Source organism: Rhodobacter sp. NTK016B (genome assembly GCF_017303295.1).
In the GTDB taxonomy this organism is placed as follows: Bacteria; Pseudomonadota; Alphaproteobacteria; order Rhodobacterales; family Rhodobacteraceae; genus Pararhodobacter.
The window spans coordinates 34,066-54,389 of the sequence record NZ_JAFKOK010000005.1; the positions used below are offsets into that span (position 1 = coordinate 34,066).

22 protein-coding genes are annotated in these 20,324 nt (G+C 62.8%); 7 read left to right on the top strand and 15 right to left on the bottom strand.

All coding sequences use genetic code 11. The annotated features are described in order from the left end of the window. Window positions 1–331: 331 nt before the first annotated feature. Entirely contained in the window at window positions 332–1,735 is a 1,404-nt protein-coding gene (locus JI664_RS07750; RefSeq protein ID WP_127110288.1) for an ATP-binding protein, read from the bottom strand. Next, entirely contained in the window at window positions 1,732–2,454 is a 723-nt protein-coding gene (locus JI664_RS07755; RefSeq protein ID WP_127110286.1) for a response regulator, read from the bottom strand. The genes JI664_RS07750 and JI664_RS07755 overlap by 4 nt, the downstream gene beginning before the upstream one ends. Window positions 2,455–2,634: 180 nt before the next feature. Between JI664_RS07755 and JI664_RS07760 the strand changes: the two genes are divergently transcribed. The 7 genes from JI664_RS07760 (at window position 2,635) to JI664_RS07790 (ending at window position 9,118) form a co-directional block, all read left to right on the top strand. After that, the gene (locus tag JI664_RS07760) at window positions 2,635–3,159 is read left to right on the top strand and encodes a calcium-binding protein (RefSeq protein WP_207013162.1); all 525 of its coding nucleotides are present in this window, start codon (window positions 2,635–2,637) and stop codon (window positions 3,157–3,159) included. Between the two features lie 196 nt (window positions 3,160–3,355). Next, entirely contained in the window at window positions 3,356–3,742 is a 387-nt protein-coding gene (locus JI664_RS07765; RefSeq protein ID WP_127110282.1) for a DUF302 domain-containing protein, read from the top strand. Window position 3,743: 1 nt separating this feature from the next. After that, window positions 3,744–4,415: a TVP38/TMEM64 family protein gene (locus JI664_RS07770; protein ID WP_127110280.1), complete on the top strand. Its 672-nt coding sequence runs from the start codon at window positions 3,744–3,746 to the stop codon at window positions 4,413–4,415. A gap of 104 nt (window positions 4,416–4,519) precedes the next feature. Next, on the top strand, window positions 4,520–5,167 hold the full coding sequence (locus JI664_RS07775; RefSeq protein WP_207013163.1) for a hypothetical protein: 648 nt from the start codon (window positions 4,520–4,522) through the stop codon (window positions 5,165–5,167). 22 nt (window positions 5,168–5,189) lie between these two features. Then, a complete protein-coding gene (locus JI664_RS07780) occupies window positions 5,190–6,497 on the top strand; it encodes an APC family permease (protein ID WP_127110306.1) in 1,308 nt (435 codons plus the stop codon). 66 nt (window positions 6,498–6,563) lie between these two features. Further along, complete coding sequence (locus tag JI664_RS07785) at window positions 6,564–8,897, top strand: heavy metal translocating P-type ATPase (protein WP_207013164.1); 2,334 nt, start codon at window positions 6,564–6,566, stop codon at window positions 8,895–8,897. A 23-nt stretch (window positions 8,898–8,920) separates the two neighbouring features. Beyond that, a complete protein-coding gene (locus JI664_RS07790) occupies window positions 8,921–9,118 on the top strand; it encodes a heavy-metal-associated domain-containing protein (protein ID WP_127110274.1) in 198 nt (65 codons plus the stop codon). A gap of 6 nt (window positions 9,119–9,124) precedes the next feature. Here the strand turns inward: JI664_RS07790 and JI664_RS07795 are convergent, their stop codons facing one another. From JI664_RS07795 to JI664_RS07855, 13 genes are all read right to left on the bottom strand, one after another. Then, window positions 9,125–9,571: a c-type cytochrome gene (locus JI664_RS07795; RefSeq protein ID WP_127110272.1), complete on the bottom strand. Its 447-nt coding sequence runs from the start codon at window positions 9,569–9,571 to the stop codon at window positions 9,125–9,127. Window positions 9,572–9,620: 49 nt separating this feature from the next. After that, a complete protein-coding gene (locus tag JI664_RS07800; protein WP_127110304.1) occupies window positions 9,621–10,076 on the bottom strand; it encodes a c-type cytochrome in 456 nt (151 codons plus the stop codon). Between the two features lie 953 nt (window positions 10,077–11,029). Continuing rightward, window positions 11,030–11,236 carry a hypothetical protein gene (locus tag JI664_RS07805; protein ID WP_286173951.1) on the bottom strand — a complete coding sequence of 69 codons (207 nt, stop codon included), beginning with the start codon at window positions 11,234–11,236 and terminating at the stop codon, window positions 11,030–11,032. Between the two features lie 50 nt (window positions 11,237–11,286). Next, entirely contained in the window at window positions 11,287–11,961 is a 675-nt protein-coding gene (locus tag JI664_RS07810) for a YcbK family protein (RefSeq protein WP_207013166.1), read from the bottom strand. Window positions 11,962–12,036: 75 nt separating this feature from the next. Then, on the bottom strand, window positions 12,037–12,327 hold the full coding sequence (locus tag JI664_RS07815) for a DUF6127 family protein (protein WP_286173953.1): 291 nt from the start codon (window positions 12,325–12,327) through the stop codon (window positions 12,037–12,039). A gap of 61 nt (window positions 12,328–12,388) precedes the next feature. Continuing rightward, complete coding sequence (locus JI664_RS07820; RefSeq protein WP_207013167.1) at window positions 12,389–13,255, bottom strand: hypothetical protein; 867 nt, start codon at window positions 13,253–13,255, stop codon at window positions 12,389–12,391. 4 nt (window positions 13,256–13,259) lie between these two features. Next, window positions 13,260–13,544 (bottom strand): hypothetical protein, encoded by a 285-nt coding sequence (locus JI664_RS07825; RefSeq protein WP_207013168.1) that lies wholly within the window; start codon window positions 13,542–13,544, stop codon window positions 13,260–13,262. Then, entirely contained in the window at window positions 13,541–14,200 is a 660-nt protein-coding gene (locus JI664_RS07830; RefSeq protein WP_207013169.1) for a DUF2793 domain-containing protein, read from the bottom strand. The genes JI664_RS07825 and JI664_RS07830 overlap by 4 nt, the downstream gene beginning before the upstream one ends. A 141-nt stretch (window positions 14,201–14,341) precedes the next feature. Continuing rightward, window positions 14,342–17,470 (bottom strand): phage tail protein, encoded by a 3,129-nt coding sequence (locus JI664_RS07835; protein WP_207013170.1) that lies wholly within the window; start codon window positions 17,468–17,470, stop codon window positions 14,342–14,344. After that, window positions 17,463–17,741 (bottom strand): hypothetical protein, encoded by a 279-nt coding sequence (locus tag JI664_RS07840; RefSeq protein ID WP_207013171.1) that lies wholly within the window; start codon window positions 17,739–17,741, stop codon window positions 17,463–17,465. Before JI664_RS07840 ends, JI664_RS07835 begins: the two co-directional genes overlap by 8 nt. Beyond that, window positions 17,738–17,986, bottom strand: coding sequence for a hypothetical protein (locus JI664_RS07845; protein ID WP_207013172.1), 249 nt, complete (start codon window positions 17,984–17,986; stop codon window positions 17,738–17,740). Before JI664_RS07845 ends, JI664_RS07840 begins: the two co-directional genes overlap by 4 nt. Window positions 17,987–18,025: 39 nt before the next feature. Beyond that, window positions 18,026–18,886: a phage BR0599 family protein gene (locus JI664_RS07850; protein WP_207013173.1), complete on the bottom strand. Its 861-nt coding sequence runs from the start codon at window positions 18,884–18,886 to the stop codon at window positions 18,026–18,028. 231 nt (window positions 18,887–19,117) lie between these two features. Further along, window positions 19,118–19,954 carry a DUF305 domain-containing protein gene (locus JI664_RS07855; protein WP_127110249.1) on the bottom strand — a complete coding sequence of 279 codons (837 nt, stop codon included), beginning with the start codon at window positions 19,952–19,954 and terminating at the stop codon, window positions 19,118–19,120. Window positions 19,955–20,324 lie beyond the last annotated feature (370 nt).

Below are 20,324 nucleotides of genomic sequence, written 5' to 3' on the forward strand. Positions count from 1 at the left end.
CATGGCCTGACAGCAAGAACTCCCGCTGTCATGGTGATCAGACATTGGCTGCGACGAGGTGCCGGTCTCGGCACAGTGTTGTTGCACCAGCGTAACGTCGTCACCGGACATGTGATCTGACTGCGCGACCGACGGCATGCCGTGCGACATCGTGACAGCGTTTGCGCCTGAGCCAATCAAGGCAAAGGCAATCAAAACAATCGCAAAAAGATGTATCACACGCATATGCATTGTCTGAACCTAACGGACGAAATTTTTCCCTGCAATGCAGAATCGGCGCGCCCGTGACGGGTCTGACGCGTTCGTGAGCCACCGTGTTGACGTCGATAGATCATGCCGACCCTGACATATCGTCACGAGGTAGCCGGACCTTGGCGACCAGCCCGCCATCGACTCCATTGCTCAATGTGACGGTCCCGTCATGCGCTTGGATAATGGCGCGGGTGATCGCAAGGCCCAGCCCCGATCCCCCGGTTTCGCGGTTTCGCGAGGTTTCTGCGCGCGTGAATGGTTCGAACACGGTTTCCAACTGATCCTCGGGCAGACCCGGACCCGCATCCGCGATGTCGATGACAAGGGCATCGGGTTCGGCCCGCAGCGTGACGCGTGCCTGTGACCCATAGGACACCGCGTTGTCGATCAGATTGCGAAGCGCGCGGGTGATACTGTTGGCACGAACCGTTGCAAGGATCGGGCCTTGAGCCGACAGAACCGCCTTGCCAGGGCCGACGTCACTGACCAGATCCGCAAGGAGCTTTGCAAGGTCGATCGCGACAAGGGGCTCAGCCTGCGCGACCCCGCGCGCATAGTCGAGCGTTCCTTCGACCATCGTTTGCATGTCGTCGACCAGTGCTCCCAAACGCAGGCTGTCCTCGGTTTCATCCAAGAGCGCAATGCGCAAGCGCATGGCCGTGAGCGGCGAGCGCAAGTCATGGCTCAGGGCTGCCAGCATTTGCGCGCGCTCACTCGAATGCCGGGTCACGCGGTCCTGCATCCGGTTGAACGCCCTCATCGTCGCACGAATTTCGCTTGGGCCAGCCTCATCCAGTGGATTTGTTGTCAGACCACGCCCCAGCCGATCAGCACTCTCTGCTAAGGCGCGGATCGGGCGGACGACGCGGCCCACCGTCCACGTCGTGATCAGACCCAGCGACAAGATCATGAGAAAGACCGGCAACAAAGCCTGGGGTGAAAGCTGCGGACCGGGGCGCTGAAACATCGTTCGGACATTCAGCCACTCCCCGCCCGGCAGTGCGATTGACAGCGTCATTTCCACCGCCTCGGGCTGACTTGCCATCATCGCCTCGTGCATCGCACGCATGTCAGGGGGAACGTCGATCAGGGACTGCGGTGCTGGAAAAGTCAGGGCATGGATATCGACGTGGATCGTTCGGTCATCCCGCCCAAGAATTTGGGTGATCTGATCCCGAACGCCGCGCGAGTCGTCGCTATCATGCGTGGCTTCGGGCTCAGGAGCGATTGAAAATCGGACGAGCGGCGAGTTGGCGGCCCGCAAGATCGAAGACCGCAGGTCGGCTGGAGCCTCGTCGAGCAGCAATACAACATTCGCCGCGCGCCCGGCCGCTTCGAGCCCCAAAGCGGCGCGTACGGCGCGGTTGCGTTCGTCGGCTAGCAAGATCAAACTGAGCGTCTGCGTCACGACCAAAGCAAGAAGCAGCAGGGCCAGTAACTGCCCGCCAAGGGATCGTGGCATGAAGCGGCCCATTCTGGTCATGTCAGTTCCCTCACATCGGAAGAAAAGCTATAGCCGCCGCCCCAAATCGTGGTGATCAGGACCGGGTTTGCCGGATCGGCCTCGATCTTGCGGCGCAGTCGGCTGATCTGGTTGTCGATCGTGCGATCAAAAACCTGCGCAGAGCGGCCGGAGGTCAGATCCAGCAATTGATCGCGGCTGAGGACAAATCGCGGGCGTTCCAGAAGAACTGACAAAAGGCGAAACTCGGCGGTGGTAAGCGCAACTTCGTGGCCATCGTCGTCAGCAAGCGTTTTCTGGTCAACATTCAGGACCCATCGGTCGAAGGCAAGCTTGCGGCCAACAAGCGTCCCACCAAGTGTTTGAGTGCGCTCCGAGCGACGCAGTATCGCTTTGATCCGGGCCAGAAGTTCGCGCGGATTGAAGGGTTTGCACAGGTAATCATCGGCGCCAACCTCAAGCCCGACGATCCGATCGGTGTCTTCGCCGAGGGCCGTAAGCATCAGAATCGGCATCTCGCCCTTGGCGCGAAGGCGACGGCAAACCGACAACCCGTCTTCACCCGGCATCATGACGTCCAGCACGACAAGGTCATAGCGCCCGGTTTTGAGCATTACATCCATGGCAACCGCATCCTTGGCGACCGAAGCCCGCATTCCGTTCTTGTCCAGATAGCGCGCCAGCGCATCGCGGATTTCGCGGTTGTCATCAACGATCAGGATATGCGGGGTGTTTGTCATGGACGGCTCCTTGCGCTGTTCATAGCCGACAACCGCGGCGAGCCGAAAGAATTCGTGTCGCAAGATGTCGCGAGGGCGGGTCTTGCGACAGATTGATACAAAAAGCCCTTCGACTGACAAACCTGTGCGACACCTGCCCCCCAGATTGGTCTCATCGAAATAAAGTCTAGGAGAGACAGAATGAAACGTTCAACCAAACTTGCCTTTGCAGCCGTTGCCACACTTGGCCTTGCCGCCGCCGCTGTGCCGGTGATTGCCCAGCAATCCCAGATGCCGCATGGCGGAATGATGGAGGGCGGAATGGGTATGATGGGCGGTCAATACGGCATGATGGGCGGCATGATGGGCGCCGGCATGACCTCGACGATGGCGGCGCATGATACCGACGGTGACGGCACCCTCAGCGACGAAGAACGCGCCGCGGGGATCGCAGGCGAGATCACCAGCTATGACGCAAATGCTGACGGCACCTTGTCGCTGGACGAATTCGCCACGATGCATGCCGCGCATATCCGCCCGATGATGGTGCGCGTCTTTCAGATGCATGACGCCGATGGCGACGCTCAAGTGACCGATGCCGAAATGATGGCGCTGGCTGATATGATGCAAGGCCATGGGCAGGGTTCCGCTGGCGGGTATGATCATGGCCACGCGGCACAAGGCGACATGCCCCGGTCACGGCATGGTCAGATGGACGACAACTGAGTAACCCACTGTTCCTGATGAACACCCACGGGCGTTTGTCAGGAACCACACACAAGGAGACGGGGTTATGGATGGGTATGGTATGGGGTTCGGAATGGGCTTTGGCTGGTTGTGGATGATCTTGCTCTTGGTCGTTGTCGGCCTGTCGATCGCGGCTTTGATCAAGTATCTGCGCAAATAAGACGAGGATGAGAAAATGACATATACGATTAACAGATTGATTGCGAACGCGGATTTTGACGCAGTCGATGCTCGCACCCGTGCGGCATTGGCAAAGGACGGCTTCGGCGTCCTGACCGAAATCGACGTCAAGGCGACGATGAAAATGAAGCTGGACGTCGAGATGCCGGCCTATCGCATCCTTGGCGCTTGCAACCCGAAGATGGCGCATCAGGCCATCGGTCTGGAACCGCGCGTCGGTGCGATGCTGCCCTGCAACGTCATCCTGCGCGAAGTCGAGGGCGGAGTAGAGGTCAGCGCTATCGACCCGGTGGCATCGATGCAGGCGATTGAGAATCCCGAATTGACGGCCGTCGCGGGTCAAGTCCGCGACCTACTGGCCAAGGCTGTCGCGGCGGTCTGAGGTGACCCTGCGCGCCATCATCCTCGTGGCGCTGGCGATCCTCGGGATCGTCCTTCTCGGCGTCTGGCAGTTCGCCCCTTCGGTGTTCGCCGAGGCGCGTGGATTGATGGACGGAGAGCGTCTGAGGACGCTGGTCGCCCGAGCAGGCCTTTGGGGGCCGGTTCTAATCGTTACGCTCATGACCCTTGCAGTCGTGGCGAGCCCGATCCCCAGCGCTCCGATCGCGCTGGCCGCCGGGGCTGCCTATGGACATATCTGGGGAACGGCGCTTGTGGTGATCGGCGCCGAGCTTGGCGCCTTGATCGCCTTCGCGCTGGCGCGCATTCTGGGGCATGACGTCTTGCGGCGGGTATTCGGAGACCGCGTGGACGTCGGCCTGCTCGGGTCGCAGACCGCGTTGACGACAACGGTCTTTGCCAGCCGTCTGATGCCCTTCGTGTCCTTCGACATGATCAGTTATGCGGCGGGGCTCAGCCGCCTGCATGCCTGGCGTTTCGCGTTCGCGACACTGGCCGGGATCGTTCCGGCAAGCTTCTTGTTAGCCCATTTCGGCGGCGAAGCGGTCAGCGGAGACCTCGGGCAAGCGACATGGGCGGTCCTCGGCCTCGGCCTGGTCACCGGATTGCCGCTGCTCTGGATCGCGACCCGGCGGCAGGAGAAAGAGGAACCCTGATGGCGAAAACCATGACACCACGAGCACGCCTGAGGGACAGGCTATGGACCGTCAATCGCCGGATAATCCTGTTAACGCTCGGCCGGTCTGCCAGCAGGGTTCTCTTGACCCGTGAGATTTCGGAAAACGGCCAAGCGTCTCGCCGCTGGTTGCCGTCCGATGTTGATCGGTTCCTGTCAAAAGTCGCGGCTGTGGCCGAGGATTTACGCCCGGTCGCAAATCTCGATGCTTTGCCAAAGGCTGGCAATAGGCTGATGGTCGAAATGGCGATTTTCACTAGCGCCGCCTATCGCGTATTGCTCGATGAGGGTGTCCCGGCAGACAGCGCTCGCGCTCTTGTAGCAGATGTGGGTTGGGACTACTACGCCCGGCTCCTGCGCCTGACGTCCCTTCCGTTTCGGCTGACCTCGCGCGATCCTGGGCGGCGCCTGCGACGAACGATCCGGCTTTTGCTTCGGTTTCCGTTCAGCGCACCCGGAGCACCCGGCTACGCGGTCAATGTGCGCACTGAAGGTCCTGACATCCTGACCGACTTCACGCATTGCCCGCCGCAGACCTTCGTCCGCACCCTCATCGCCACCCAAGGGGATCGTGGTGATCTCGAGGCATTTCGGCAAAGCTGGTGCAAGTATGATTGGCCGGGTGCCGATCTGATCGCCGATGATGGACAGCGTGGCCATTATGTTCGGCGCCAGACGCTGTCGGCAGGCGATCCCCGGTGCGACATGTGCTGTGCCGCTCGCGGACATTAAGAGGTATAGGAGAAACATGGCGATGGTGGACGGTTACAAGAAAAACAGCATCACCCTCTTGGGCGCAGTCGCCATGGGGACAGGCGTAATGATCGGTGCGGGCATCTTCGCGCTGACCGGGCAGATCGCCGAGCTTGCCGGACCGCTCTTCCCGCTCTCATTTGCTATGGGCGCCATGGTGACCGCCTTCAGCGCATACACCTACATCAAGATGTCGAACGAATACCCGTCCGCGGGCGGCATTGGGATGATCCTGAAGAAGGCCTATGGACCGACGACAGTCGCGGCGGGTGCCTCGCTCCTGATGGCGCTGTCGATGGTCATCAACGAAAGCCTCGTCGCGCGCACCTTCGGAACCTACACCCTCCGAGCATTCGGCGGCGATCCGGACAGCGTTCTTGTGCCGGTCCTCGGCGCCGGGCTGATCGTTTTCGCCTATCTCGTGAATGTCTCGGGCAACCGGTCGGTCGGGCTGTTGTCCGTCGTCATGGCCATTCTCAAGGTGGGCGGCATCGCGCTGTTTGGGGTTTCTGCGCTTTGGGCCAGTGGTCTGTCGTTCGAGGCAACCGGCGGCGACGCGGGTGCCACCGGCTTCGTGGCATCGGTGGCACTTTCGATCCTGGCTTTCAAGGGCTTTACCACAATCACGAACAGCGGCGCGGAGGTCACTGACCCGCACCGCAACGTCGGCCGGGCCATCATCTTGTCCATCGCGATCTGCGTGGTCGTCTATCTGCTGGTCGCCTTCGCCGTTGGCTCCAGCTTGCCGCTCGACCGCATCGTGGCGGCCAAGGATTACGCGCTGGCCGAAGCCGCTGAGCCCTCCCTTGGGCAGACAGGCTTCTACCTGACGGTGGCGCTGGCACTTGTGGCCACCGCGTCGGGCCTGATCGCCAGCGTTTTCGCGGTGTCTCGGATGCTGGCGATGTTGACCGACATGAAGATGATCCCGCATAGCCATTTCGGTATGCCGGGCACGATCAAGGACCATACGCTCGTCTACACCGTTGTGATCGCAGGTTTCCTGACGATCTTCTTTGACCTCAGCCGGATCGCCTCGCTCGGCGCCTTCTTCTATCTGGTCATGGACATGATCATCCATTGGGGCGTGTTCCGGCATCTGCGCGAGGAGATCGGCGCGAAAGGATGGGTGCTGCTGACGGCTATCACCCTCGACGCTGTGGTGCTGGCCGCCTTCGCCGCGATGAAAGGACAATCCGACCCGATGATCGTCGTGATTGGCCTCGTCGGCATGGCGCTGGTGTTTGTATTCGTGCGGATCTTTCTCGCGCGGAACCCGGCAACGGAAGGCGCTCACGACAACCCTTGAGAAAGGACTTGAGCTTCCAGTGACTGGAAGCACTAGGCTGAAAAACAACTGAAAGGCTGGTACTTCATGGACCACGATCATCATCAAGTAGCAACCGAACTCCCGGCAGGATCCGAGACGGCAAAGGACCCTGTGTGCGGGATGACGGTCGCGGTCAAACCCGACGGACGGCACGCAGAGTTCGGGGACGAGACCTTCCAATTCTGCTCAGACAAATGCCAAACAAAATTCAAGGGTGATCCCTGGTTCTACGCCTCGGGGCGGGCCGCTAGGCACAAGACGGCCGCTCCGGCCAACGTTCAGTACACCTGCCCAATGCACCCCGAGATCGTCCGCGATGCGCCGGGGGCCTGCCCACTCTGCGGCATGGCGCTGGAGCCGATGGTGCCCTCCGATGAACCCAGCCATGAGTTGACCGACTTCACCCGGCGGATGTGGATCTCTGCGGCGGCGGCTGTGCCGCTGATCATTCTGACAATGGGCGAACTGGTGGGTCTGCCAGTCCGCGACTGGATCGGACACCAAACAGCCATCTATCTCGAATTCGTGCTGGCGACGCCCATCGTTCTGTGGGCAGCATTGCCGTTCTTCATGCGCGGCTGGGACTCGCTGGTAAACCGCTCGCCCAACATGTGGACGCTGATCAGTCTCGGCGTGGGGGCGGCGTATCTCTATTCGATCTTCGCGACGTTCCTGCCGGGCGTGTTTCCTGAGCAGTATCGCATGGGTCAAGGCGTCGGCACCTATTTCGAGGCGGCGGTGGTGATCATCGCACTGGTCTTTGTCGGCCAAGTGCTGGAATTGCGCGCCCGCGAGCGTACCGGCGACGCGATCCGCGCGCTTTTGGATCTGGCACCCAAGACAGCGCGGCGCATTCTGCCCGATGGCACGGAATATGATGCGCCCTTGGAAAACATCATGGAGGGCGACCGCCTGCGGGTGCGTCCCGGCGACGCGGTGCCGGTGGACGGCACGGTGATCGAGGGGCGGTCATCGCTGGACGAGAGCATGCTGACCGGCGAGTCGATGCCAGTGGAAAAGGGCCCCGGCGATACTGTGACAGGCGCCACGATCAACAAAAACGGCTCTTTGGTGATCGAGGCGGGCAAGGTTGGCGCGGATACCGTGCTGGCGCAAATCGTGACGATGGTATCGAACGCACGGCGATCACGGGCCCCAATCCAGGGACTAGCGGACCGGGTCTCAGCCATATTTGTGCCGACGGTCGTTGGTATCGCGGTCTTTGCTTTCGTCGTGTGGATGATCTTCGGGCCCGAACCCGCACTGGTTTTTGCCATCGCTTCAGCCGTCTCGGTGCTGATCATCGCCTGTCCGTGCGCGCTGGGCCTCGCCACGCCGATCTCGATCACCACGGCGGCGGGGCGCGGCGCGCAGGCGGGCGTGCTGATCAAGGATGCCGAGGCGCTGGAACGTATGGCGGGCGTTGATACGCTGATCGTCGACAAGACTGGCACGCTGACCATGGGCAAGCCGAAGCTGACCGACACTGTGACACTGGGGGATGTGGCCGAGGCGGACCTGCTGTCATTGGCAGCGGCCCTTGAACGCGGGTCAGAGCATCCTCTGGCTGAAGCAATCGTGGAAGGCGCAGAAGCGGCAGGCACCGCCCGCCAAGAGGCCAAGGATTTCGAGGCCATCACCGGCAAGGGTGTGCGCGGTCAGGTCGGCGGGCGCACGGTCGCGCTCGGCAACACGGCGATGATGAAGGAGTTGGGTCTGGAGACGACGCAGGCAGAGGTAAAAGCCGACAGCCTGCGCGCCGAGGGCAAGACGGCGATGTTCATCGCGGTTGATGGGGCGCTGGCGGGCATCGTGGCCGTGGCCGACCCTATCAAGGACAGCACCGCGCAGGCGATCAAGGAGCTGCACGCGCAGGGGCTGCGTGTTATTATGGCGACGGGCGACAATGAACGCACGGCGCAAGCGGTTGCGAGTAAACTCGGCATCGACGAAGTGCGCGCGGGTGTTCTGCCCGAGGCCAAGAAGGACCTGATCGACCAGTTGCGCCGCGACGGCCACAAGATCGCCATGGCAGGCGATGGGGTGAACGACGCCCCCGCGCTGGCCGCCGCCGATGTCGGCATCGCCATGGGCACCGGGGCCGACGTGGCCATGGAAAGTGCAGGCATCACGCTGTTGGGCGGTGATCTGATGGGTATCGTGCGGGCGCGCAAACTGGCGCGGGCGACCCTGCGCAACATCAAACAGAACCTGTTCTTCGCCTTCGCCTACAACGCGCTTGGCGTGCCCATCGCGGCGGGGCTGCTGTACCCGGTGACCGGGTTGCTGTTGTCGCCGATGATCGCGGCGGCGGCGATGAGCCTGTCTTCGGTTTCGGTGATTTCCAACGCCTTGCGGTTGCGGCGCGTTGACCTTTAGACACCTTCAATAGGAGATTGAGAATGGCGACCTACCATATTCCCGACATGAGCTGCGGTCATTGCAAGGCGACGATCGAGACGACCATCCAAGCCCTCGACCCAGCGGCACGGATCGACTTTGACATGGCGGCGCGGCGCATTTCGGTCGAAAGCACCCTTGACGCTGTTCAAATCCAGGCAGCGCTGGGACAGGCCGGATACCCCGCGGCCTTGCCGTGATCTGCTCTATTGTCCACCGTCGGACGCAGTCCGCTCAGCCTGGTAGCGGCGCTCACGCTCGGGCCAGCGCGATTTGATATAGTCCAGAATATCGGCGATCTCTTCCGCATTCAGTTGGTTGCCGTAACCGGGCATGCCGCTGTCATAGGTTACGCCCATCTGCGCCAGCGCCTCCGCGCCGCCCAAGGTGATGTAGGCGATCAGGTCGGCGTCGGAATGATGCCACGTATGGCCCGTGGCATCATGGGGCGGCGCGGGCAACTGCCCATCCGCCCCGGGGCTCTGCCAATTCGGCTGACCTTCGAGGTTTCCCCCATGGCATGCGGCGCAATTGGCATCGTACAAAGCCCGGCCGCGCGACCATGTGGCCCCGTCGCGGGCGGAGATATGCAAGGCGGCCCCGATGATCCCCACAAGGGCCGCGCCAGCGAGAACAAGGATGCTGGTCTTCATTTCTGTAGACCGGAGTCGCACCAACGGGTCCGGCTGGGTTTATGCCACATCAGTTGATCCCGTTTGCGCGTTGCAATTCTCGCACATAAGAAACAATGGCGCCGAGTTCGCCATCTGTCAGAGGTTGCTCGATTGGCGGCATGTTGCCGAACGGCCAATGATGCGCCCGGACGCCATTGCGCGCCGCCAGAACAAAGGCCATGTCCCCGTGGTGCGACGGCTCGTAGATGCGGTGCACAAGCGGTGGCGCGACACCGTCCTGTCCCGCAGCATTCGCGCCATGACAGGCCGCGCAGACGGCATTGAAATAGGTCTCGCCGGTTTGCGCCTGTGCCGAAAGCGTGGCGGGAACAATGACCTCCACAAGTGGTGATCCCGGTTCCTGAGCTGCGGCTGCCTCCACTGAGACGGGGGCCGGATTGTCGATGGAGGGCGTTTGTGTCCAATACCAGCCGGCCCCAGCAACAGCTATGACCACCAGCGCGCCAATAAGTCTCTTGTTCATGATTTCATGTCTCTTTTTTCGGCGAAACCTGCGGCCGCGATACTCGATCATCTTCAAGTCATCGGAACCGGGTGCGGTGTTAACGCCAGCACTTGATTTGGCCGCCGGAAATAGGTTTCGTTCCGGCAGCAGTTTGACAATCAGGCAAAGCGAACTCGCATATCATCAGAACCAGAAAAAGCGGCCGTTTGCGTCAGCATTACGTTTACTGCATGACCCGTCTTGAAAGCACGAAGGCAGCCAAGGAGATAGGCAACAGGTCGACACAACGCCACAGCGAAAAGACTGCAGTCCTGCTCAGATATCGAGCTCTTCAGAGGGTTCTTGGAGGTCGGTCAGCAGGATCTATCGGTCGACCGGACAATGCGAGAAGTGTCGGCATCCAAAGGGGGGCTTGGCTGAACTCAATCGCCGCTATTCCAACAGACAGCGCCCAAAATGCGGTTGGTCCCTGACAGCCGATAGCGCAAGCGCCACTCATCGACTGATCCCCATCTCCGCACGGATGGGAGCGATTTCCATCCATCACCGTCCCGAGCTCGTCGTGGGAACATGCCTCAGAAGCTTCGGTTGCACCACTCGCCATGGACCCATGCGGAAAAGCGCCAAGAAAAACCGCGGCGATCATGAGGACTATGAAAAGCATATTGCGCGGCATCGGTGTCGGCATTCGTTGCAAGCAAGGGTTCTAGGCCCTTTCTATGCTTGATAAGTGCTGGCTGCAACTCGCGTTCCTGCTCAGCAGGCGAGAACGTCAGAATTGGAGTTTCATGTGCAACCGTATCTCGATCGATAGTTAACACAATCTCGCCTGATCCCTCAAAACAACGTAATCGGCCACCATCTCGACGATGGCTGATCCATTTGGCAACAGCGTCAATTCCTCTGCTGCCCGCGCCCGAAACTCTCGGCTGTATTCCACGATCGGCGGACAGGCCGCAAAGCCCATCGCTTCAGAATCCGCCGTCGCGCAACCGGTCAACAAGCTCATTGCGATCACGAGGACGGCGAGCGGCCGCGTCAAGCATCCGGCGTTGGATTTCATTGGTGCGCTCCAGGATGTTGATCCGCTCGGCGGCGCGGCCAGTGCGCTCGCCCACACGGCGAAGATTGAGAAGGAAGAGGATGATTGTGAGCGCGGCGAGAGCGATTGCCGCCATCCGCCGCGTCCATGGCCGGGAGAGGATCCCGGCCAGCAAGCCGCCCCACATCACCGCCGCCCCCGCTTCCAGTCATCGATCCGTGCGTGGATCGCGACGGCGATCCCGCCCAGCGCCACGGCGATAAACAGCCACCGCAGGGTGTCGAGATAGGGCACCAGCGGTTGGATCGACGATTGCGCCTCAGCCAGAACCTCCTGCACCACCTCCACTCCGGCAGCCCCGACGGTGGCCACGCCCGCCGCTCCACCCCCACGCAGGGTCCGGCTGTCGGCCAGCACCTCACGCGCGGGCGGGGTCTCCGCGGCAAACGGCACTGCACGGGTCGCAAACGGCTCTCCCCAGGACCGCGCTGGGCCCAGATCGATGTGCATGAAGCCGGAGCGCGGATAATACCCGAAGCCAAGGAACCCCACCGCGCGCGCTGCGGCCTCGAATGCCACCGGATCATGGTTGGTCATGGCGATATCGAAGGCGGTTCCCTGCATGTGCTTGGACGCAGGCGCGCCGCCGACGGCGCGGTTATGCTCCGGGCTGCGATAGGCAGAGAGCACGATGAGCGGCTTGGCGAGCCGGTTGCGCAGGCGCTGCAGAGAGTCCATCGCCTCGGTGTTGATCTTGATAGCACCGGTACCGCGGCAGGTAATTTCCGCCGGAGAGAAGCTGGGCCAATGCCAGACGGTTTCGGGCACGTCGCGCCAGTGGGCATAGGTCAGGGTCGTCATGATGTCCTCCAGAAAGACAAAACCCGCCTCTGGGGCGGGTTGCGGTGGGCAATGGGAAAGGGGCGATGTGCGGCGCTATGGGCTTGAACCAAAGATCTTGAGCTTGAGGGCGATCCCGGCGAGCAGGCCGAGCATCACGCCGGTGGTGATCATGCGGACGGCCGTCTGCATGGCGGTGCGGCGCACGAGCCGGATGCAGTCGAGCAGGGATCGCAGATCGCGGATATCGAGGGCAGCCTCCTCGCCGTCGAGGCCGACATTGGCCAGGGCGCGCTGGGCACCGGCCTCGGCGGCGCGCGCGAGCAGGTCTTCGAACTCGGCATCGGGCATGCGAACATGGTGCTCGCCGGAGCGGCTTGGTGTCATGGTGGCAAAATCCTGAGTGGTGTTTCGTCGCGTTAGGATGCGAGAACTGACTGATCCGAGGTCAGGTCAGGGCGACCTTGTCGACGATGGCGGCGTTATAGGGGCCCGCGAGCGGATCGAGGGCGAAGACCGTGTAGTCAAAACCAATGAGGGCCGGCAGCGAGAACTCCCCGCTGCCATCGCTCTGGCCGTGGAACAGGTACTTCTGCTCCCCCCGGGCGACAGCGACCACGGGTCGCGAGACCGGCGCGTCGTCGGCGCGCACGATGCCTGAAAGGGCGCCATAAAGGGGTGGCGCGCTATCGCCCTCCGTGCCTGTCGAGAAATGCGACAGGTACGCGGGGAAACCTGTCCCGGTGCGACCGATCACCGAGAAGCCAGTATCGTTCGTGCTGGTATAGGACGCAGAGACATCCCAGGCGACGGGCTCGGGCTCGCCGATCGGCCAGGCCTTGGCGAAGACGCTGACGGTCCCGGTGCCTTCGACCCGCAGGCGCACGGTGATGGGCCAGCGATTGCGGCCTAGTGCGGCGAGGTTGATCGTTCCAAGGTCGCCTTCGCCGCCCGAGCTACTCCGACGGCGGACCGCAACCGTCGACACTTGAGCAACCGCGAAGATCGAGCCATTCGGGGTCTGGGTCCAGGCGTCGGGGGTGCGGCAGAAACACGCGCTGGTCTGATTGTTGAAGGGATTGGCAAACACGGCGAGGATCTCGTTGGTCTCGCTGGGCGTGTCATCGGCGGTGATCCGGAAACTCGAACCGCCACCGCCGCCGCCTGCGCGGCCAAAGACCGATTGCAAACCGCAGGGACCAAAGAAGCTCTTGAACCCGCCGCTGGTCAGCAGGGCGAGATCGGCTTCGGTGTTCGAGAAGGCGTTGTCGGGCGTGGCCCAGCGCGCCGGGGCCAGCCATTTGAATTGTGCCATGGTGTCAAAACTCCAGAATGACGGTGTCACTCGCCGGTGGGGCGAAGGCGGTGTCGGGGATGGTGAGGGTGATGCTGCCCGCCTCGGGCGGCGTGTAGGGACCCTGCGAAGGCGGTGAGGTCTCGCCGAAGGTGAGGGTAATTGCGTCGCTGTCTGGCGGGCTGAAAGGATCCCCGCTGAAGGCGAAGAGGATGCTGTCTGCCGAGGGGGGCTCATAGCGGTCCGGGGGTGGCGGTCCTGCAGCACCGCGCTGAGCGAGAACTGCCGCGCGCATCAGGAGCAGGCTCATGCCACGCTCCCTGCGAGGGCACCCTGAACAACCCAGGCATCGGACCCGCGTTTGGTGAGGGCAGCGCCGGACCAAGGCCCGTCGAGGTCAACCGATCCGGCAATCACGCCGTTCAGGGACACGCCAGCGGCGGCGGTGATCGTCGCGACGCCAGAGCCGGTTTGCGTCACGTTGATCAGCGTGCCGATCTCGAAGGGCACGCTGGCCTCCGCGGGGATGGTCACGGTGACGGGAGAAGCCCCAGTTGTCTCGATGATCGTACCAGTGTCGATCAGCTCCAGCACATGCGTCGTGCCCGCAAGGGTTCGGATCGGCACGATGCCGGGGCGCGGTACGTCGATCCAGGCGCCACCGATGAAGCGCAAGCGGCGTGCCTCGTCGGTGACCCAGACTTGCCAGCCCTCCTGCGGGGTGAGGAAGACCCAATCCTCCGCACCCGGTTCGCCGTCCCAGACAGCGATGGCGTTGGCGTTGGAGGGCGACCCTGCCGTGACGATGGTGATGTCGCCCGCATTCCCTGCTAGCGGCAGCGGCGTGCTCCGCGAGAGCACAGTTGCCTGCACCATCACCGAGAGGCAGCGCAGGTCTTCACTGAGGCTGGTGCCCCAATCGCGTTGGCCGGGGTCGTAGAAGGCGCGCAGCCTCAATCCCGGCATGATCCGTTCCGGCATGCATGTACTCGTATGTTGTGGTCATTGTGGTCTGGGCGGTGGTTCTGGCGTCGGCCGCGCTGGCCATGCCGACCGCTGAGGTCATGTCCGCCGCGTCCGCCGTCACGTTCCCGCCGGTCGCGGCAATCAGCTACCCCAGAGAAATCCCCAGCCGCGATCCCAGCCAGCGGCGAACGGCGCGCTAAGGCGAAACCACCGCGACTCCCGGTCGGTGAGCCACGTGCTGTCATCGAGCCGACGCGCCCTGACTGCGACTGCGATCTCGGCCGTGCGCTCCGGCGCTGCTCCTTCGGGGATATCCTCGGGGGAAAGGGTCCAACTGGTGCCGGTCCCTGCGCCGATCAGAATGTCGGCCGGCTCCCTTGCCACGCCTGTATCGGGGTCGATCCAGCGAACCTCGACCAGGTATTCCACCCCCGGCTCAGGCCCGATCGAAGCCGCGGTGTGATCGACAATCACCGGGCTGGTCTGCGTCAGGCGGTCCCGATGCGCCCAGGTCAGCGCCAGCTCGCCCGCGATCAGAGCGCCCGCGTCCGGCAGATAGCTGCCATTGCCCTGCACCCGACCGGGCGGCAGTGGCCGGATGGCGCGGTGATCCAGCGTGACACTGTCTTCCGGCGCCAGTGCGTAAGCCAGCGTGCCACGCCCGGTCTCGGGCAGGAGCCGCACCGCCAGGGTCTCGCCCGCGGCCCAGGAACTTTCTGTGATTCGCGCGGCCTCGTCGAAGAACACGATCGGCGTGCCCGCCGCATGCGCACTCGGCACGGTATCAAGACACCCCCGGCCGACGGTGATCGTGGACTGCGTGATCCCGTCGATGCGCACGAGCTCGCCGTCGATGCTGGCGAGCGTGCCAATGCCAACCCCCGTCATGTCGCGCCAACTGGTAACCGAGAAGGCCCGGTCCTCCGCATTGTCCGACAGATCAGCATCCAATATCGCCGTCGGCGCAAAGGCGACCACGCTCTCCTGTTCCGGTCCGGTGCCCGGATCGATCCAGAGCTGAGCAGCCAGCGCGTCGGCACTCGGTCGCTCGCCTGCGGCGACCAGCGCGCCCGCATCGGGATCCTCGGCCAGAAGACGGTCGGCGTCGGAATGCCCGAGCTCGCGCACGAGAAGCCAATAGGGCGCTTCCTCAACCATCCGCTGTGCGAGCGCCCGCGGCGGGGTGGTGATGCCCGGGCGGTGTGGCAGAGTTCCTCCGGCAACGGCGTTGGCGCCCAGCGCAAACAAATCCTCTGCAATCTTGAGCCGGATGCCATTGTCGCGCCCATCTCCCTGACCGATCTCCGACAGGCGCATGACCACGTCGTCCAGCCCAAGGCGCGCAGAGCGCAGCCGGATCACATCACCGGGCCCGAGGTTTGAGCCTTCGCGGTTCACGACGATCTCGCCACTGAGGAGCGGGGCGGACAATGCGCGCAGGTCGCGTTCCGCCACCCGCAGCGCGAGGCTCTGATGGCGGATGCCGGGATAGTCGAGCGTGGTCGCAACCACCTCGCCCATCGCCTGCACCCGTGCGGTGTCGGTCACGCTGACCGCCCCGGACTCATCGGTACTGGCATCGGTGAACCGCACGGTCACGCTGTTGAGCAAATCAGTCGGCGCCCGGCGCCCCAACCGGCCCCAATCAACGACGTTGGTCTCATCAAAGAGAGGCAGCGTTGCAGAAACATAATCCGCCCGGATCAGCGTCAGCTCCCAAAGCCCGGTGCGCCGGTCAATGAACAGTGTCGCATCGATGTGATCGAGGACGCTGGCGACGAATTCTTCCAGCGAGCTGTCCTGCTGCCAGATCAGCGAGAGCCCGAAACCCTCGGTGTAGAGCGTATCGGCAGCAGCGGTAAAACTCTCGCCGATCTCCACCGACGGATAGCCCAGCCCCCAATCGCGGTTGGTCAGGCACTCGCGAATGATATGGGCAGGGTTCATGTCCGGCCCGCTGCCAAAGGCCCCGCGCAGGGAGGTCACCAGCGCCTGGGCGTCGCCGGGCGGGATGACCGGCACGCCATCGACGGGGGTGTTGTCGATACGCGCAGTCCAGCTGGTATCGGTCAGCGCGATGTTGAAGCCAAAGATATCGGTCGGGGGCAGGCCGCTGATGAGGACCTCCGCCGCATCAACCGACGAGGCCGGCTCAGGAAACCCATCGGTGACAAAGATCGCAATCCGGCGCTTGGAACCGCTGCCGGCGAAGAAACCCGCAGCCTCGGCAAAGGCAGTATCAAACCGCGTGCCGCCAAAACTGGCGATCGGCAGCGCCAGCAGCCAGGCGTTGAGCGCGTCGTAATCCTCGGGCGTCACATCGCGGCGCTCGATCCCTCCGGCCACGGCCTCGTTCCAGAGCACGATGCGGATGTCATTGGGCCGATCGGGATCGACGCTGGCCCCAATCTCGCGGATCAGCGCAGCGACGCCCGCTATCTGCGCGGCCATGCGCGTGCCCGACATTGAGCCCGAGGTGTCGAGCGCGATGTAGATTGCCGCATCCGAGATGCTCGCCTCCGGAACAATGGCTGCCTTCTCAGGATACCATTGCTGGGCACCCGCTTCACCGGCCAGAACACGGGTCAGGCGGATCGCCCAGGGCTTGAGGTAGGGGTTGATGCCGAGATAGACCTGCCGCAGCACGAGACTGCAGAGCCCGCGATAGGCGGGGACGTCTGCACCCTGGAGTGCCGCAAGATACTCGTTCGGTCCCTGGTTGGGGGCGCCCATCAGCACATCGATGTCGCCGACGATGCCGCCCTCGCGGGTCTCGCCACCAAAGAGCTCAGGCGCGTCGATGCGGATGCGCCCGCCACCCGCGCCCGCGTTGCTGGCGGGGTTTGTCGCGAGCAGGGTTTCGACCGATTGCGCCGGGAAATCGAGTGTCGCGGGCAGCACGGTCCAGGACGTCGTCTCTGTCGTCGCATCAAAGGCCACGCTCTGCAGGGTGATCGTCTCGCTCGAGCCATTTGCGAATTGCAAACGATACGCCTGACCAACCCGCACGCCTGCCAGCGTGCCGGGAAAGGTGATCGTGGCACCGCCATCGCCGAAGGGCGCAGAGGCGGCGGACATGTCCGCGACGAAGCCGAGGCGCTTCTCTACCGCGGCACCGCCCCCGCCGGCATCACTGCCGGTTGTCACCGACCAGGCGGTTCGGCGATCGACCAGGATCTCACGAATGGCATCGACCGGGCCGTGGCAGAGGGCGAGGTGCACGCCCAGGGAATAGCGATAGCCGACGGTCTGGGACTTGCTACTACCCATCGTCGGCCTCCAGGGTGGCAGAGACCGAGGCCAATGACGGTGCTGGTTTGAGTGTCGCTGCCGGTTCCAAGGCCAGCGCTTTCGTCTCGCGCGTCACGGCCACCGCGATCACGGGTTCGACCAAGGCGTCGCCTGTGGCGCAGAGCCGCTCTGCCTCGATGCCGGTTTCCAAAAATTCCTGCCAATCGAACCCGTGGCGGCGAAACCACGGGCGCACACCGGGGAGGCAGTAGCGCGCGGTCCGCAGATCCTGGATGGTTACGCGCGTCACTTCTTGCCGCCTTTCTTCTTGATAGGGTCAACCAGCAGATCCCCGGCCCAGACAACATTGGGTCCGGTGATTAGCACGGTGCCGAACACGACCGGGATCGGGCGGCCTTCCTCGGCCGTGGGCAGCGAGAAGTCGTCCAGCGCCGCCGCTTGCGGCTGCTCAGTCTTCGGGCGGGGGTTCAGCGCATAGGAAATAGCGGAGAGCACGAGCCCGAGAACGAGCCGCGCGATGAAGGTCCAGACCATGGGAGTGTGCCGTTTGCCGGATTGCGCGTTGAGCGCGCGTCAGAGGATGGAGCCGCCGCCGAAAGGATTGCGGCCCGGGATCTCGGGAAAGCCCCCGAAGTTGAGCAGATTGCCGAACTTTGCCGCGCAGGTAGCCGCGCGCAGATCGCAACCCGGAGCGATGTCGATGAGCACGGGGAGGGGGTTGCCTGTTTCGGGGTCGACGTCTGGCGCCGCCACGGTCGCGCCGATCTCCGAGATTGGCCGCGAGAGGCTGATCTGAGCCCCGACGTGATCTATGATGAAACCCAGCTGCGCGCCAAACCGCAGCACCCCGCCGCGGTACCAGCCGTCTGCGTGTTCCGCCGCCTCCGGCACGGTTACGGCACTGCCACTCGCACTCGTTACGGTTCCGGGCTGCCAATAATCCACGATGTCGAGCCCGCAGCCGCGCCCGTAAAGCGCATGACGGCAAAGCCGCTGGTACTTGGCCCGCACGCCCGCCCGGCGCAGTGTGCTGAACACGGATTCGCAGGTCAGCAGGATCCGCTGCCCCTCGACCGACGCGCCGACCACCCGGCCTTTCCAATGCGCGACCGTCTCACCCAGAACCTGCTCATGACCGCGAAACAGCGTCAGCGTCACCGGGGTGTTTCCGAGTGGTGCCAGGAACCTCCTCGCGAAGGGGTGCGACAGCGGCCAGGTCAGTTCTAATTGCCCGCGCTCGATCTCGCTCGTCTGCACGACCTCGCCGTGCGCCACCGCAGCAGGTTCCCAGGTGAGCGGCGTCGCACCGCCATCCGTGCTGGTCCAGGCGGCAGCGCGGCTGGTGAAGCGCCAGATCTGAGTGCCTTCCGCGAATTGGTAGAGGAAATAGGGGCGGCCCTCGGCGGGGGAAGATTCGATGAGGGTGTAGGTCATGGGGGGACTCACGGGTTCACGGGGATATAATGCTCGATGTCAGTCGAACCGTGATGAAATCTTATTATTTTCCGCCAATCTGCCGATCAAGCGTTTGAAATACCGCAATATGCCGAAAGCATTGTGACCGGTGGCATTGGGCGGATCAGCTGCTGGCGAAGGGTTTGGGGACGATGCTTCTCCCGGCAGAAGACTTCCCATGCCGGAAGGTCGCCACTCTCGAAAATGCCGTCAAGCGTCACACGTCCAGAAGCCGCGAAACCGTGCCTCGGGGCCGGGATCGAGACGGAAGGTCAACTCGCTGTCCGACCGCAGGGCGTCTATGGTTGCGACGCTCATCTCGATGCCTTCGACCCCGTAGCGCCCGTCGGCCACCGCGGGAAGCGTCAGCAGGACACCGTTCAGCAAGGTGACCGCAACGGAGCCGTCCCGCGCGGCAATGAGCACAGGCTCTTCGCTGCGAGTGCGCCGGAACGCACAGGTCGCACCCTCAGGCAGCAGACCTTCGGCCTGACCTTGGGTCAGCGGCGCGGGGTCGAGCGTCGACAGCAGTGTGTTCGACAGCGCGTCCTGCAGGCCACCGACACGCGGGGGCGGATCGCGATAGATGTCGGTTGCCATGTTTCCTGACTCAAGATCGGCGATCATTGCCCGCATCTCACTGATCTCCTTGTTCTGGGCGGCTATGATGCCATCGGCCAGTGCCCGCACGCGCGCATCTTCGATGTGCGCGCGCCCAGAGGTCATTATGGCGATCGAGTGATGCGGAATCATTGCCCTTAAGTAACTGAGACCATTCACGGTTGCCTGACTGCGCACCAGCCACAAAGCACCTGCAAAGACCACGACCGAGCCCGTGAAAATTGCGATGTTGATGGTACGACTTGGGTACATCGACGCCATGAAGGCCAACATAACGAAGGCCATAGCGGCGCCCATGACGACGGACATCCACGCCCTCGTCTCGCTGAAAAAGACGTGTTCGACCGCAAAAGTGTTGAGATACATGAGTCCGAACATCACAAGGGTCGAGACCACGATCATCAAGGTGAAGCGTTTGTATGTCATGGTAACCTCCGGTTTGCTTACGAAACAACAACATTCCAGCGCTGGAAGGTTCCCGGAAAAATTCGACTCTGCGCTTCTCAGGGCTGACTTCGGGTTGGTCTGACCGTTTATGCTCGGGCCCAGTCGAGCGGAAGCAATCCAGCACCATGTTGATATCGTCCCTGCGTATGATCCTTGCGGATCATAGCTTTGCGTTCAGACGAGCACATCACTTCAGCTCTAGTGACAAAAAATAGTTTCGACCGGCAACTTCGCGATCTTGGCATGGAGTTCTTTGACTTCTACCTTTTTTGCCTTGTCAGAAAAAAACCCGTTGGGCCGTCAATCGCCTGCCAATTCTATGCCGTCACCTGCGTTGGGTGGATCTTGT

Coding starts and splice junctions, on each gene's coding strand:
- JI664_RS07750 (WP_127110288.1), bottom strand. CDS start 1,735: ATGACCAGAATGGGCCGCTTCATGCCACGATCCCTTGGCGGGCAGTTA.
- JI664_RS07755 (WP_127110286.1), bottom strand. CDS start 2,454: ATGACAAACACCCCGCATATCCTGATCGTTGATGACAACCGCGAAATC.
- JI664_RS07760 (WP_207013162.1), top strand. CDS start 2,635: ATGAAACGTTCAACCAAACTTGCCTTTGCAGCCGTTGCCACACTTGGC.
- JI664_RS07765 (WP_127110282.1), top strand. CDS start 3,356: ATGACATATACGATTAACAGATTGATTGCGAACGCGGATTTTGACGCA.
- JI664_RS07780 (WP_127110306.1), top strand. CDS start 5,190: ATGGTGGACGGTTACAAGAAAAACAGCATCACCCTCTTGGGCGCAGTC.
- JI664_RS07785 (WP_207013164.1), top strand. CDS start 6,564: ATGGACCACGATCATCATCAAGTAGCAACCGAACTCCCGGCAGGATCC.
- JI664_RS07790 (WP_127110274.1), top strand. CDS start 8,921: ATGGCGACCTACCATATTCCCGACATGAGCTGCGGTCATTGCAAGGCG.
- JI664_RS07795 (WP_127110272.1), bottom strand. CDS start 9,571: ATGAAGACCAGCATCCTTGTTCTCGCTGGCGCGGCCCTTGTGGGGATC.
- JI664_RS07800 (WP_127110304.1), bottom strand. CDS start 10,076: ATGAACAAGAGACTTATTGGCGCGCTGGTGGTCATAGCTGTTGCTGGG.
- JI664_RS07805 (WP_286173951.1), bottom strand. CDS start 11,236: ATGGCGGCAATCGCTCTCGCCGCGCTCACAATCATCCTCTTCCTTCTC.
- JI664_RS07810 (WP_207013166.1), bottom strand. CDS start 11,961: ATGACGACCCTGACCTATGCCCACTGGCGCGACGTGCCCGAAACCGTC.
- JI664_RS07815 (WP_286173953.1), bottom strand. CDS start 12,327: ATGACACCAAGCCGCTCCGGCGAGCACCATGTTCGCATGCCCGATGCC.
- JI664_RS07820 (WP_207013167.1), bottom strand. CDS start 13,255: ATGGCACAATTCAAATGGCTGGCCCCGGCGCGCTGGGCCACGCCCGAC.
- JI664_RS07825 (WP_207013168.1), bottom strand. CDS start 13,544: ATGAGCCTGCTCCTGATGCGCGCGGCAGTTCTCGCTCAGCGCGGTGCT.
- JI664_RS07830 (WP_207013169.1), bottom strand. CDS start 14,200: ATGCCGGGATTGAGGCTGCGCGCCTTCTACGACCCCGGCCAACGCGAT.
- JI664_RS07835 (WP_207013170.1), bottom strand. CDS start 17,470: ATGGGTAGTAGCAAGTCCCAGACCGTCGGCTATCGCTATTCCCTGGGC.
- JI664_RS07845 (WP_207013172.1), bottom strand. CDS start 17,986: ATGGTCTGGACCTTCATCGCGCGGCTCGTTCTCGGGCTCGTGCTCTCC.
- JI664_RS07850 (WP_207013173.1), bottom strand. CDS start 18,886: ATGACCTACACCCTCATCGAATCTTCCCCCGCCGAGGGCCGCCCCTAT.
- JI664_RS07855 (WP_127110249.1), bottom strand. CDS start 19,954: ATGACATACAAACGCTTCACCTTGATGATCGTGGTCTCGACCCTTGTG.